The 12,749-nt window shown below is 54.8% G+C and carries 12 protein-coding genes; 4 read left to right on the top strand and 8 right to left on the bottom strand.

Going from position 1 to position 12,749, the window contains the following annotated elements:
• Window position 1 precedes the first annotated feature (1 nt).
• Window positions 2-2,536, bottom strand: coding sequence for an ABC transporter permease (locus ACFE33_RS03160; RefSeq protein ID WP_380056793.1), 2,535 nt, complete (start codon window positions 2,534-2,536; stop codon window positions 2-4).
• The gene (locus ACFE33_RS03155) at window positions 2,533-3,222 is read right to left on the bottom strand and encodes an ABC transporter ATP-binding protein (protein ID WP_380056790.1); all 690 of its coding nucleotides are present in this window, start codon (window positions 3,220-3,222) and stop codon (window positions 2,533-2,535) included. Before ACFE33_RS03155 ends, ACFE33_RS03160 begins: the two co-directional genes overlap by 4 nt.
• Here ACFE33_RS03155 and ACFE33_RS03150 point away from each other — a divergent pair.
• On the top strand, window positions 3,221-3,922 hold the full coding sequence (locus tag ACFE33_RS03150; RefSeq protein ID WP_380056787.1) for an arylesterase: 702 nt from the start codon (window positions 3,221-3,223) through the stop codon (window positions 3,920-3,922). The genes ACFE33_RS03155 and ACFE33_RS03150 overlap by 2 nt on opposite strands.
• A 60-nt stretch (window positions 3,923-3,982) precedes the next feature.
• Complete coding sequence (locus ACFE33_RS03145) at window positions 3,983-5,260, top strand: 3-deoxy-D-manno-octulosonic acid transferase (RefSeq protein ID WP_380056784.1); 1,278 nt, start codon at window positions 3,983-3,985, stop codon at window positions 5,258-5,260.
• Between the two features lie 18 nt (window positions 5,261-5,278).
• Here the strand turns inward: ACFE33_RS03145 and ACFE33_RS03140 are convergent, their stop codons facing one another.
• From ACFE33_RS03140 to ACFE33_RS03130, 3 genes are all read right to left on the bottom strand, one after another.
• On the bottom strand, window positions 5,279-6,415 hold the full coding sequence (locus ACFE33_RS03140; RefSeq protein ID WP_380056781.1) for an ABC transporter substrate-binding protein: 1,137 nt from the start codon (window positions 6,413-6,415) through the stop codon (window positions 5,279-5,281).
• Between the two features lie 26 nt (window positions 6,416-6,441).
• Window positions 6,442-6,678 carry an Lrp/AsnC ligand binding domain-containing protein gene (locus tag ACFE33_RS03135; RefSeq protein ID WP_380056779.1) on the bottom strand — a complete coding sequence of 79 codons (237 nt, stop codon included), beginning with the start codon at window positions 6,676-6,678 and terminating at the stop codon, window positions 6,442-6,444.
• Between the two features lie 192 nt (window positions 6,679-6,870).
• Window positions 6,871-7,518: a 50S ribosomal protein L25/general stress protein Ctc gene (locus tag ACFE33_RS03130; RefSeq protein WP_380056777.1), complete on the bottom strand. Its 648-nt coding sequence runs from the start codon at window positions 7,516-7,518 to the stop codon at window positions 6,871-6,873.
• A 153-nt stretch (window positions 7,519-7,671) separates the two neighbouring features.
• Between ACFE33_RS03130 and ACFE33_RS03125 the strand changes: the two genes are divergently transcribed.
• Window positions 7,672-8,820: an MFS transporter gene (locus ACFE33_RS03125; RefSeq protein ID WP_380056776.1), complete on the top strand. Its 1,149-nt coding sequence runs from the start codon at window positions 7,672-7,674 to the stop codon at window positions 8,818-8,820.
• Here ACFE33_RS03125 and ACFE33_RS03120 read toward each other — a convergent pair whose 3' ends face one another.
• Both ACFE33_RS03120 and trpA read right to left on the bottom strand, forming a co-directional pair.
• On the bottom strand, window positions 8,821-9,984 hold the full coding sequence (locus ACFE33_RS03120) for an L-lactate dehydrogenase (RefSeq protein ID WP_380056773.1): 1,164 nt from the start codon (window positions 9,982-9,984) through the stop codon (window positions 8,821-8,823).
• A 158-nt stretch (window positions 9,985-10,142) separates the two neighbouring features.
• The gene (gene trpA, locus ACFE33_RS03115; protein ID WP_380056770.1) at window positions 10,143-10,934 is read right to left on the bottom strand and encodes a tryptophan synthase subunit alpha; all 792 of its coding nucleotides are present in this window, start codon (window positions 10,932-10,934) and stop codon (window positions 10,143-10,145) included.
• A gap of 143 nt (window positions 10,935-11,077) precedes the next feature.
• Here trpA and ychF point away from each other — a divergent pair, with 143 nt between their 5' ends.
• Window positions 11,078-12,175 (top strand): redox-regulated ATPase YchF, encoded by a 1,098-nt coding sequence (gene ychF, locus ACFE33_RS03110; protein WP_380056767.1) that lies wholly within the window; start codon window positions 11,078-11,080, stop codon window positions 12,173-12,175.
• 73 nt (window positions 12,176-12,248) lie between these two features.
• On the opposite strand, the gene ACFE33_RS03105 is transcribed toward ychF, so the two are convergent.
• Entirely contained in the window at window positions 12,249-12,749 is a 501-nt protein-coding gene (locus ACFE33_RS03105; RefSeq protein WP_380056764.1) for a DUF3299 domain-containing protein, read from the bottom strand.

The raw sequence follows: 12,749 nt of genomic DNA, 5'->3' as shown, positions 1-12,749 counted from the left end.
TTTACTCCTTGGCACGCAATGTCGGCGCGGGCCGTGTCGCCAATGGACGCCATGCAAACAATAGTCCAGCGAATGTCGTTATCATCGCACCACCTGCGATAATCGAGAGTGCCGATTGCCAATCAAATCGGTACGAGTTCTCCATCACAAGCACCATCACGGCCCAGCCGCCAATCGCACCCGCAAGCACCGCAACGATGCCCGCGGCAACCCCCAAGAGAATGCTCCGTAGTGCAAAGCTCATCAAAATTGTACGCCGCGTTGCGCCCAAGGTCTTGAGGACTGCGGCCTCAAAAATACGTCCGCGCTCGCCTGCTGATGCTGCTCCGATTAACACGACAAATCCTGTCACCAATGTCGCCACCGCCCCCAATGACGTGGCCGAAGCAATCGCCGCCAGCGCCTCTGAAACGCGCGCGATTGCGTCGCGAACCCCAATTGCCGAGATATTCGGATAAGCTCGCGAAACATCCCGCACAAAACCGGCGTCATTACTCGCATCGGAATATACGGTGGCAATATGGCTGTGCGGCGCTCCGGCGAGGGACGCAGGGTTAAAGATCATCACGAAGTTCATACTGATGTCGGAAAAATCCACCGACCGGAAACTGGTGATCGTAGCCGTCAAATCCCGCCCCAAGACATTAACGGTAAGCGTATCGCCGAGCTTGAGGCCAAGCTCCGTGCCCTCTTCTTCTGAGAAGCTCACGATGGGCGCTCCAGCATAGTCTTCGTCCCACCATGTGCCTTGGGTAAGTTGCGAGTTTTCAGGTGGTGCATCGGCATAGGTCACGCCTCGATCCCCGCGCAAAACCCAGTGCTCGCCCGCAACCTCGCGCGCGGGCTTGCCGTTGATCTGTGTGATCACGCCGCGCAGCATCGGAGCAGATTGGATGCGATCAATCGCGGTATCTTCGGAGGCGCGTTGTTTGAAACCATCCAATTGATCTGGCTGAATATCCACGAAAAAATAACTCGGCGCGATATCGGGAAGATCATCCGAAATCGCCGCCCGTAGGTTGGTATCAATCTGGCCAACCGCCGCCAATACCGACAGCCCCAATCCAAGCGAAAGCACAACGGAACGCGCCTCACCATTCGGGGCGCCAATAGACGACACGGCAAGCCGAAGCGCGGTGTAACCACGAACCATGGTGCCCGACTTTCGTGCCGCAACACGCAAGACTGTGGCCATCAGAGCGAGCAAAACAAGGGCGCCCGCAACACCTACAAAAGCACCAAGCGCCAACCTCGGCGCACCAGAAAAGAGCACAGCCGCCGCCACCAATAACGCCAGAATACCCGCCGTAATCACAAAATACCGTACGCGCGGGAGACCGTTTTCATCACTCGATGCCGACCGAAACAGCGCCGCCGCGCGAATGTGCTCGGTTCGTGCCAGCGGCCATAGCGTGAACAATATCGCCGTCAGCGCGCCATAAATCGCCGCTTGGAACATGGGGCCCGCATGTAGGGCAACCTCAAGCGGGAACGGAAAGCGCTCTGAGATATAGGGAGCAATCAAGAACGGAAGCACACCACCGACCACAAGGCCAATCGCTATCCCAAAAATCGTCAGCACGCCGATTTGAATAAAGTATGCCGTAAAAATCACGCGCCCTTCTGCGCCGAGAGTCTTGAGGACCGCGATTGTCTCGGTCTTGGCCTCCAGATACGCGCGAACAGCGGACGAAATGCCCACGCCGCCAACGGCAAGCCCAGATAGCCCGACAAGGATAAGGAAAGAGCCAATCCGCTCGACAAACCGCGCGATGCTTGGGGCACCGTTTCGACTATCGCGCCAACCTACACCTTTATCGGCAAAGCGCTCCATGGCTTCGGACTTTAGCGTCTCAAGGTTCGTACCGGCGGGCACTAAGAGGCGGTACTTCGAGTCAAACAACGTCCCTGCGGACAGCAGCCCGCTGTCACGAAGATCCTCGCGCAAGACCATCGTTCGTGGCCCAAGCGCAAACCCAGCACCTGCCGCATCAGGCTCGCGTACCAGCGCCGCCGTCAAACGAAACTTTTGCGTTCCAAGCGTGAACGTATCACCCACGTCGATTCCCAAACGCGCGATTAGAACGGGGTCCATAACCGCGCCTGGAATGCCATCCTGCCTTGCCAGAGCACTCTGTAAATCGGACGCTCCGTCGAGCACTACCTCGCCCGTCAGCGGATAGGCCGTATCCACCGCCTTGAGTTGTGTGAGGGCGCGCACCTCTTCGGATTGGTCACTCGGCGGCGCGACAGCCATCGAACGGAAATCCGCGATCTCTGAAACGGCGGTGGCGTTTTGCGTCATCCACGCGCGTTCTTCTTCGTCGGCAAATCGGTAGGTGAACGTCATTTCGGCATCTCCGCCCAGAATAACGCTCCCCTCGTCTGCTAGGCCTTGTTCAAGCGCCGCGCGCACCGATCCAATCGCCGCGATCGCGGCCACGCCCAGCGCAAGACAAATGACGAAAACCCGAAAGCCAGCCAAGCCCCCGCGAAGTTCCCGACGAGCGATACGAACAGATTGCCAGAGGCTCATTCCGCAGCCTCGCAGAGATCAACAAGTCCACCATCCACCAATCGGATGCGCCTATCACATTGCTCTGCAAGACTATTGGAATGCGTAACCATCACGAGCGTCGCGCCGTGGCGTTCGCGCAGCCCCATCAATAGGTCCATGATTGCGGCGCCATTCACCCCGTCCAGATTTCCTGTCGGCTCGTCCGCCAACAAAATATCAGGTCGCGGCGCGGCGGCACGTGCCAAGGCTACGCGCTGTTGCTCACCACCCGACATTTGCGACGGATAATGCCCAACGCGACCGCCCAACCCAACAGCCTCAAGCTCTTCTCGCGCACGATCAAACGCGTCTCGATCCCCCGCAAGCTCAAGTGGCGTCGCAACATTTTCTAGTGCCGTCATGGTTGGAATAAGGTGGAAAGACTGAAAAACAATCCCCATATGTTTACGGCGGAAGCGGGCAAGTGCGTCCTCATTCATCGCCGACAAATCCTGACCCAAGGCGTGAACTTGGCCAGAATTAGCGCGCTCTAGCCCGCCCATGATCATCAGAAGCGAGGATTTCCCAGACCCCGAAGGACCGATCAACGCAAGTGTTTCCGAGCGGGTGACATCCAGTGTGATTCCCTTCAGAATATCCACACGACCCGCATTGCCCGAAAGCGACAGCGTGACATCCGAAAGTGAAAGGACTGTGTCAGACATGAATATTTTTCCTCGCCATTGGGGTGGCATTTTATATGGGGTCGAAGGCCTGAGGTACAAGTTGGCCACACTCGCGATCATCGTTGCCTGTGGCTTGGCGTCAACCGCCAAATCCGAAACCGTGGTCATTGCCGCATTAGGTGACAGCATCACAAACGGATACGGGTTGGCACCCGAGGACGGGCTGATCGGGCAATTGCAAACGTGGATGGACGAACAGGGCCATGACGTGCGCCTTATCAACGCGGGGGTATCCGGCGATACAACAGCAGGCGGGCGCGCGCGTATCGAATGGACCCTGACCCCAGAAGTTGACGCCGTGATCGTGGAATTGGGCGGCAACGACATGATGCGTGGAATCGCACCGAGTGACAGCCGAAAGAATCTGGACGAAACACTGGCGATCATACAATCACGCGACTTGCCCACGCTCTTGGTTGGGCTTCCGGCGGCCAGCAATTTTGGTGCAGATTACAAGGCCGAGTTCGACGGGATGTATCCATCGCTAGCAGAGCAATACCAAGCGCTCCTCTATCCCGATCTATTCGCGAGCGTTCGGGACACAATCACCGACCCGACCGCACTCAAGACCTATATGCAAGATGACGCGATCCACCCCAACGCAAAGGGCGTTGCCGAAATTGTGAAGGACATCGCACCGTTGGTTGTAGAGCTAGCAGACCGCGCGCGTGTTGATTAAAGGTGCATGGTCAACTCTTACGCCGTAGGGTCGGAACGTTAAAAAGTGAAGGATGCGCATTTGCTAACGCTATATCTATTGTTTGCCCGTTATAACGCCTTCCTTTGGCGCGCCATTCTGCAGCGGCGGCTTAAACAGGGCAAAGAAGACCCTGCGCGTTACCAAGAAAAGCTTGGGCACAATCTGGCAGAGAGGCCAGAAGGCGAGATCATCTGGATTCACGGCGTTAGTGTGGGGGAGAGTCTGTCACTTCTTACCCTGCTTAAACAACTCGGCGAGGCTTTACCCGATACGCATTTTGTTTTGACGACCAACACCCGTACATCCTCGGACACGCTCGCACGTATGGGGTTGCCGCCGCGCGTTATTCATCAGTTCCAGCCCTGCGATAACGCTCCCGCAATGCGAAGGTTCCTTGCGCATTGGCAGCCATCCGTGGCGGTGTTTTCCGAACTCGATATGTGGCCTTGCCTTCTAAGCGAGACGGATGATGCGGGCATTACAATGCTTCTGATCAACGCCCGAATGAGCGATAGATCCCTCAATAAACGGCGGCATTTCAAGGGCGTCTATCGCAGTATGGTTCAGAAATTCGCAGCGATCCTTACCCAAGAGGATGTCTCGCGCGATAATTTCATCAGAATGGGCGCAAATCCTGCCACTACGCAAACGACTGGCCCCCTTAAGATCGCATCGGCTCCGCTTCCGGATCTACCCGACCAGCGTGAACAGCTTGTTCTGGCAATAGGAGCTCGCCCACATTGGCTCGCGGCCTCAACGCATCCAGAGGAAGAGGCCCGCATTCTACAGGCGCACGCAATTGCGCGCGAAACCTTATCGGAGTTGCTGCTGATCCTTGCGCCGCGACATCCGAAATTCGCTGATGACACGCTGGAAATCGCTCGTCCGTTGTTTGATCACATCGCCCAACGAAGCAAAGGCGAACCGATCACGAATGATACTGAGGTCTATCTCGCCGATACGCTTGGTGAATTGGGGCTGTTCTTTCGGCTCGCGCATACGGCCTTTATTGGACACAGCCTTGAAACAGATGGCGCGCCGCTTCCCGGCAAAAACCCATATGAAGCGCTCGTGCTGGATACTCTGGTTATGCATGGACCCGATTACGCGGACTTCACCCACATCTATGATGAACTAAAGAGCGCGGGGGCAACGCATCAAATCCGCACCGCCGAGGAATTGGCGCAAGCCGTGATAGCAGCCCAAGATTTGAATTGGCGTGAACCGTATATAACGGCTGGTAAATCGGCCGTATCAAAGGGGGAAGAGGCGCTCGCGCTACCGCTTCAGGCAATTTTGGATGCGCGCGGCATTTAAACCACGCGCACCTGAGCATTACATTTTGCATTCAGCGGCGTATGCATCGCCGTGATTTTCCAAACCCGTTGCAACGATCTTGTTTGTAAAGACGTCGCCTTCCTTGATGACCTCACGAACATAGAAGTTCTGAATCGGGTGATGGTTTGGACCGAATTCAAAGTCGCCGCGAACGGAATCAAATTCCGCCGCCTCAAGAGCCGCTTGGAAAGCATCTGCGTCATTCACGTCCGCCTTGGCGGCTGCCGAGATAAGTAGGTTGGCAGTGTCGAACCCTTGGCTTGCATAGAGCGAAGGCAAACGGCCGTACTCTGCTTGAAAGCTCTCAACGAATGCGACGTTGGCGGCATTATCGAGGTCTTTGCTCCACTGCGAGGTATTTTTTACACCCAGCGCCGCGTCACCGACTGCCTGAAGAATACCTTGATCGAACGAAAACGCAGGACCGACGAGCGGAATATCGACACCGCTATCCGCATATTGCTTGAGGAACGAAATCCCCATACCGCCCGGCAAGAAGAAGTAAACGCTATCGGCACCCGACGCACGGATTTGCGCGATCTCGGCGGCATAGTCGGTTTGGCCAAGCTTGGTGTAAACCTCTGATTTCACTTCGCCCTCATAGAAGCGCTTGAAACCGGTCAGCGCGTCTTGGCCCGCAGGATAGTTCGGCGCGAGGATAAAACTGCTGCCATATCCTGTTTCGGTCGCAAAGGCGCCCGCCGCTTCGTGAAGGTTGTCGTTCTGCCATGCTACGTTGAAGTATTTGGCGTTGCATCCCTTACCAGCAAGCGCGGAAGGACCAGCGTTTGGCGAGAGATAGAATTTACCCTGCGCTGTCGCCGCGGGTACAACGGCCATGGCAAGGTTAGACCAGATAATACCCGTCAGAACATCTACCTTCTCGGATTGGATCATTTTGTCGGCCAGCTGGACGGCGATATCTGGCTTTCGCTGATCGTCCTCGATTACAACATCGAAATCCGCGCCCGATTGTTTGACCGCAAGCATAAACCCGTCGCGAACATCAATGCCAAGACCCGCACCGCCGCCGGAAAGCGTTGTGATCATCCCCACCTTGAGCGGTTCGGCCATAGCCGTGCCCGTCATCGCAAGAGCGCCAATAGCAAGCGCACAACTTTTGAATAGTCCCATTCGTTTCTCCCAGTTTTTTGATTTTATTAGAATGCTTTGAAAGTGAGCGTCGTGAGCGAACGCTCTATGCCTTCGATCGTCAGCAAATTTTCGTTGATAAATTTACCAACGTCCTCCCCCTCGGGGATGTAAACCTTCATTAAAAGGTCAAAGTCGCCGCTTGTAGAATACAGCTCGGAGTGGATTTCCCGAAGCGTGATTTCATCGGCAACTTTATAGGTCGTTCCAGGCTTGCAACGAATTTGGATGAAAACACAGGTCATTGAGACGCCCCTTTTGGCATATTGTCATTGATTGGGAATACTCTATGCCGAGGAATACAGGTTTTGCCAGCCCAGCGTGCCGAAATTGCGCACAAAACCAATGCATACCCCTGAAACGCAAAACGCAGGACCAATTGGCCCTGCGTCTCATTAGATCCAGAAACGGGTTTGTTACCCGTCCAGAAAAGCGGCTTATTCTTCTGCTGCTGCTTCTGTTTCTGCTTCTGTCTCTTCGCCTTCGTCTGCTTCTTCGTCTTCAGCAGAGCGCAGGCTGGATGGTGCTGCAACGTTCGCGATAACGAAATCGCGGTCGATTGTTGGCTTTGCACCTTCTGGAAGTTTGATGTCGGAGATTGTGATTGTATCACCAACTTCAAGACCGGAAAGGTCAGCTGTGAGGCTCTCGGGGATATCTCCCGCGATAACGTTAAGCTCAACCTCAGGACGCACAACAGCAAGTGTACCGCCTTTTTTGAGGCCTGGGCACTCTTCTTCGTTGATGAAGTCAACGTGGATAAAGAGAGACACAACGCTTGTACGCTTAAGGCGCATCAGGTCGATGTGTGTTGGAAGGTCTTTTACAACATCACGCTGAACGTTACGGCAGATAACGCGAACGTCTTCTTGGCCTTCAACTTTCAGGTTGAACAATGTCGAAAGAAAACGGCCAGCTTTAAGGCGCTTCAAAAGAACATTGAAAGGGATGTTGATTGCTTGGGGTTCTTCACCACCACCGTAAACGATACCTGGTACAAGTCCATCACGGCGTGCTTGACGAGCGGCCCCCTTGCCTGTCCCCGTGCGTGCTGTGACTTCTAGGTCTGGAATTTTGCCAGCCATAGTAATTCTCCTAGTTAGAGGGCCTTCCTCCAAGGGTGTAAGGCCCGATGAAGTCGCGCGTATATGGGAGAATCCCGCCATTGTGAAGGAAAAATTTCAATCGGTCTATCTTTGACGCTTGCGTTGGAAAAATTGCCATGTAACCAGAGCCAAATGCAGCTTAAGAAATCTCTCGTTCTCTCCCGAAATACCGGTCCCGCATTTATGGCTCAGGGCGCTATTTGGGGTACGTTCGCGGCTTATGCGCCTGATATAAAATCACAAATCAACGCGAGCGACGCGATATTCGGTTGGGTGCTCCTCTGTGCGGCGGTTGGCGCTGTTACAGCGATGTGGCTTGCGCCGATATTTGACCGCTTGAGCGGCAAGTACGGGATGGCCATTGGCGCCTTGCTGCTTGCGACCGCGGTTCAACTACCGATTCTCTGGACCGACGCGGTCATATTCGCAGTGTTCATGTTCTTTCTCGGCGCGGCTTCTGGCTTGCTTGATGTTGTGATGAACGCGCGACTTTCCCTCATCGAGAGTCGCGAACGGTCGCCGCTGATGAACTTGAACCATGCGCTGTTTTCGTTCTCCTATGCGGGTGCAGCGATTATCGCCGGTATTTCGCGGGACAGTGGCATTTCGGTGAATACTGTCGCAATCGGGATATTTATCGCGATCGCGGCTGGGGCTTTGCTTATGGTTCAGCCCACCTACGCGCCAGAAGAAAGCGATCCAAGCACTACGGGCAAGCCCGCGCTTGGCGGCGCTGTCTTCTTTGGCGGGATGATCGTTTTCGCGGCTTTCATGGCGGAAAACGCCGTTGAAGGATGGTCCGCCCTTCATATCGAACGCACATTGGGTGGCGGTGCTGCCGAGGGTGCGCTTGGACCTGCGATGCTTGGCCTCACGATGGGCGTTGGGCGTTTTGCGGGCCAGATGGTCGTGGCCCGTGTTTCCGAGGCCAAAGTTGTTCTCTATGCCTCTTTGCTCGCAGCAGCGGGTGCGCTTATCGCGGCGATGGCTCCTGCACCGATCTGGGCATACATTGGATTTGGCGCGTTGGGCATGGGCGTCTCGGTGATTGCACCGATGGTCTTTGCGCTCGTTGGCCGCCGCGTTCCTGACGGCATCCGTGCGCTGGCCATTTCGCGTGTTGCGGTAATCGGCTATCTCGGGTTCTTCGTTGGACCGCCGATTGTCGGCTTCCTGTCCGAAGTCACAACGCTTAGGTTCTCGTTTATCTTTATTGCCTGTGTCTTGGGTTCGATCCCGCTTCTGCTTTCATTGCTTCGGCGGGATCCGAGAATCGACTAGCTATTCCCACTCACCGGCAAAACCCTTAGGCACCAGCAAGATATCGCGACCTACTTTTTCGATATCTTTGTGGCCACAAAGCGCCATGGTGATATCCATCTCTTTGTGAATAACCTCGAGCGCTTTGGTCACACCCTCTTCACCCATCGCGCCGAGCCCGTGGATATATGCGCGGCCGATGTACGTGCCCTTAGCACCCATCGCCATTGCCTTGAGGACGTCTTGGCCGCTGCGAATACCGCTATCCAAGTGCACCTCAATCTTGTCACCTACAGCATCAATAATCGCCGGCAGCGAACGAATAGAGGACAGCGCGCCGTCCAACTGGCGGCCGCCGTGGTTTGAAACAACAATCGCATCCGCACCCACTTCGAGCGCCTTGAGCGCGTCATCAACGTCCAGAATTCCCTTGAGGATGAGCTTGCCGCCCCACTCGTCCTTGAGGCGCTTCACTTGATCCCAATCCATGCGCGGATCAAACTGACCGTCCGCCCAAGAGGACAGAGTTCCAATATCATCAACGCCCTTCGCGTGCCCAACGATATTGCCGAAAGTACGACGCTTGGTGCCGAGCATACCCATGCCCCAACTCCAACGATGTGACAAATCCATCAATGTTTTCGGAGTCAGTTTGGGCGGAGCCGTCAGACCATTCTTGAGATCCTTGTGACGCTGACCCAAAATCTGAAGATCAAGCGTCAATACCATTGCCGAACAATTCGCAGCCTTGGCCCGCGCGATCAAACCCGATGTGAATTCTTCGTCGCGCATCACATAAAGCTGAAACCAGAACGGATTACTCGTTGCCTCGGCGACATCCTCAATTGAGCAGATCGACATGGTTGAAAGCGTAAACGGCACGCCAAATTTCTCGGCTGCCCGCGCGGCCTTAATCTCGCCATCTGCGCATTGCATTCCTGTGGACCCAACAGGCGCGAGCGCAACTGGCATCGCAACTTCCTGACCTATCATAGTTGATTTGGTGGAGCGCCCCTCCATATCGACCGCCACACGCTGCCGTAGTCTGAGTTGCTCAAAATCGGTGGTGTTTTCGCGGAACGTTTGTTCTGTCCAACTTCCGCTCTCGCAGTAATCATAGAACATTTTCGGCGTACGTTTCTTGTGTAGATCTTTCAGATCCTGAATGCAGGTAATTACGGCCATAGCGGGTCACTTTCGTCAATATTGGTAACAATATCTTACCAAATTCGGGATATAGCCAAGTTTTGCAGGGAAAGCCAGCAAAAATCTATTTGCCCCTGAAATACAAAAAGCCCCGCCAAAACTGACGGGGCTTATGCATTCGCATTGCGCATGTCTCGTTAGCCGCGGTGCGCGCCTTCGGCCAGACTTGCGACAAATTCCAGAACTTCGCTTACTGACTTTCCTGCGCCGATCTGCCCGACAATCGCAGAACCAACAACGCACCCATCGGCAGTTTTGGCGATGTTCTCTGCTTTCTCCGGAGTGTTGATGCCAAAGCCAACAATCACGGGCAACTCCGTTTGGGATTTGATCCGTGCCACTTCGGGCCCCACATCACCCGCTTCGGCCTCTGCCGCGCCGGTCGTTCCTGTCACCGAAACATAGTACACAAAACCAGACGTGTTTTGCAGAACCTTAGGCAGGCGCTTGTTATCGGTCGTGGGTGTCGCGAGGCGGATAAAATTCATTCCGGCTCTCTGTGCAGGAATACAAAGCTCTTCGTCTTCCTCAGGTGGCAAATCCACAACGATCATGCCGTCAATTCCAGCGGCCTTTGCTTGTCCCAGAAAGTGCTCAACTCCGCAGCTATAGATCGGATTATAGTAGCCCATCAAAACGATTGGGGTTGTATCATCTGTTTGGCGAAACTCAGCAGCGAGTTCTAGCGTGCGTTTAAGAGTCATTCCCTCGGCAAGCGCGCGCTGTCCTGCAAGCTGAATAGTTGTACCATCGGCCATCGGGTCGGTGAACGGCAATCCAAGCTCAATAATATCCACACCCGCCGCTGGCAGACCCTTAACGATTTCCAGAGACTCGGCGTAGTTCGGATCGCCCGCCATTACGTATGTAACAAATGCCTTTTTGCCCGAGGCTTTGAGTTCTGCAAATTTGTCGTCGATCCGTGTCATAGCCAATCCCAATCTGGTTACACCCGTCAGGGCGCATTTACGCCCATGGTTTGCTGTAAAATGGGTCGGAAATCAATGCCCCGCTTGACGTTGCCCCCACATGCCCCCTACATGCCCTCCATTATCAGCTATTGGAGTGTGTCATGGGTTTCAAAATGGGTATCGTCGGAATGCCGAATGTCGGCAAATCGACCTTGTTTAACGCGTTGACCAAAACCGCAGCGGCGCAGGCCGCGAACTTCCCGTTCTGCACCATTGAGCCAAACGTTGGCGAAGTGGCCGTTCCGGATGCACGCCTCGACAATCTTGCCAAAATCGCAAGCTCCAAACAGATCATCCCAACGCGCATGACCTTTGTGGATATTGCTGGCCTTGTGAAAGGTGCCTCCAAGGGCGAGGGCCTCGGCAATCAGTTCCTGGCCAATATCCGTGAATGTGACGCGATCGCCCATGTGCTGCGTTGCTTTGAGAACGACGACATCACGCACGTTGATGGCCGCGTAGATCCGGTTCAAGACGCCGAGACAATCGAAACCGAGTTGATGCTCGCCGATATGGAAAGCATTGAGAAGCGCCTTCAGGGCCTAACTCGCAAGGTGCGCGGCGGCGACAAAGAGGCTGTTCAACAGGAACGTCTTCTTAAGGCCGCCCTCGCAGCACTCGAAGACGGCAAGCCAGCACGCTCTGTAGAAGTTGACGAAGACGATGCGCGCGCATGGTCGCTCCTTCAACTCCTCACAACCAAGCCGATCCTGTACGTTTGCAACGTCGAAGAAGAAGCCGCCGCAAACGGCAATGAGTTCTCGGCCCAAGTTGAGGAAATGGCAGCTAAGCAAGGGGCAGCAACAGTCGTTATCTCAGCCGCAATCGAAGAAGAGATCAGCCAGCTCGACAACGAAGAAGCGGAAATGTTCCTCGGCGAGATGGGTCTCGAAGAGGCTGGTTTGGATCGCTTGATCCGTGCAGGCTATACGCTTCTTGATCTCAAGACATACTTTACCGTTGGCCCCAAAGAGGCCCGCGCATGGACCTTCCCCGCGGGTGCGCTTGCACCACAAGCGGCGGGCGTTATCCATGGTGATTTTGAAAAAGGTTTCATACGCGCCGAAACAATCGCCTATGACGACTATGTTGCGCTCGGTGGTGAAGCAGGCGCCAAAGAGGCTGGCAAAATGCGCGCAGAAGGCAAATCATACGCTGTGAAAGATGGCGATGTAATGCACTTCCTTTTCAATACATAAAACGACAAAGCCAAGCGCGTTTTCGCCAGACTGGCGATCATGCGCTTGCCGCAGCGTCACTGCAGGCCGAAGCTTACCACTCGTAGACTTCTATCTCGTCCGCCACCATAGAGTACCCTACCTCTGCGATTGTGGTGGATTGCAGCTTTGTGCTCATAGTGCCGATAACCCAGACTGGATCCCAAAGCTCATCTCCTGGCCACGGCTTGACCGTGTCTACCATTACAAGCTGGTTCGCAGGCGGGGGTGGCGTATGGATACAGGCGCCGACATAGGGCACGAGCATGAAATTCGTTACGCCTTCTGAGCTTGTATCGAATGGAATAATGAACCCCGGAAGTTTGACATAGGCACCGTTTAGCTCTTCGTTCATCTTTTCGCCATTGGCATCGTAGATGGGATTCCACATATCGCTGGCTTCGTCCATCTCCCCTTCACCGATAATTTCGGGATAGGGCAAACCGGGCGGGATAAGGTCTTCCCACATGATTTCAAGAGGTTGCGCCGCGAATGCCATCTTCGGGGCGACGATTGATCCAGAAAAGAGCATAAGCGCGGCTCTGCGGTTCAACAT

Source organism: Falsihalocynthiibacter sp. SS001 (genome assembly GCF_042445055.1).
Classification (GTDB): domain Bacteria; phylum Pseudomonadota; class Alphaproteobacteria; order Rhodobacterales; family Rhodobacteraceae; genus Falsihalocynthiibacter.
The sequence above is the reverse complement of the archived record's forward strand: the minus strand, read 5'-3'. Positions and strand labels throughout refer to the sequence as shown.

Excerpts from the sequence above, each read along its gene's own strand:
- ACFE33_RS03120 (WP_380056773.1), bottom strand. The coding sequence starts at position 9,984 with ATGGCCGTAATTACCTGCATTCAGGATCTGAAAGATCTACACAAGAAA.
- ACFE33_RS03130 (WP_380056777.1), bottom strand. The coding sequence starts at position 7,518 with ATGGCTGGCAAAATTCCAGACCTAGAAGTCACAGCACGCACGGGGACA.
- ACFE33_RS03160 (WP_380056793.1), bottom strand. The coding sequence starts at position 2,536 with ATGAGCCTCTGGCAATCTGTTCGTATCGCTCGTCGGGAACTTCGCGGG.
- ACFE33_RS03150 (WP_380056787.1), top strand. The coding sequence starts at position 3,221 with ATGAATATTTTTCCTCGCCATTGGGGTGGCATTTTATATGGGGTCGAA.
- ACFE33_RS03135 (WP_380056779.1), bottom strand. The coding sequence starts at position 6,678 with ATGACCTGTGTTTTCATCCAAATTCGTTGCAAGCCTGGAACGACCTAT.
- ychF (WP_380056767.1), top strand. The coding sequence starts at position 11,078 with ATGGGTTTCAAAATGGGTATCGTCGGAATGCCGAATGTCGGCAAATCG.
- ACFE33_RS03140 (WP_380056781.1), bottom strand. The coding sequence starts at position 6,415 with ATGGGACTATTCAAAAGTTGTGCGCTTGCTATTGGCGCTCTTGCGATG.
- ACFE33_RS03105 (WP_380056764.1), bottom strand. The coding sequence starts at position 12,749 with ATGTTGAACCGCAGAGCCGCGCTTATGCTCTTTTCTGGATCAATCGTC.
- ACFE33_RS03125 (WP_380056776.1), top strand. The coding sequence starts at position 7,672 with ATGCAGCTTAAGAAATCTCTCGTTCTCTCCCGAAATACCGGTCCCGCA.
- trpA (WP_380056770.1), bottom strand. The coding sequence starts at position 10,934 with ATGACACGGATCGACGACAAATTTGCAGAACTCAAAGCCTCGGGCAAA.
- ACFE33_RS03155 (WP_380056790.1), bottom strand. The coding sequence starts at position 3,222 with ATGTCTGACACAGTCCTTTCACTTTCGGATGTCACGCTGTCGCTTTCG.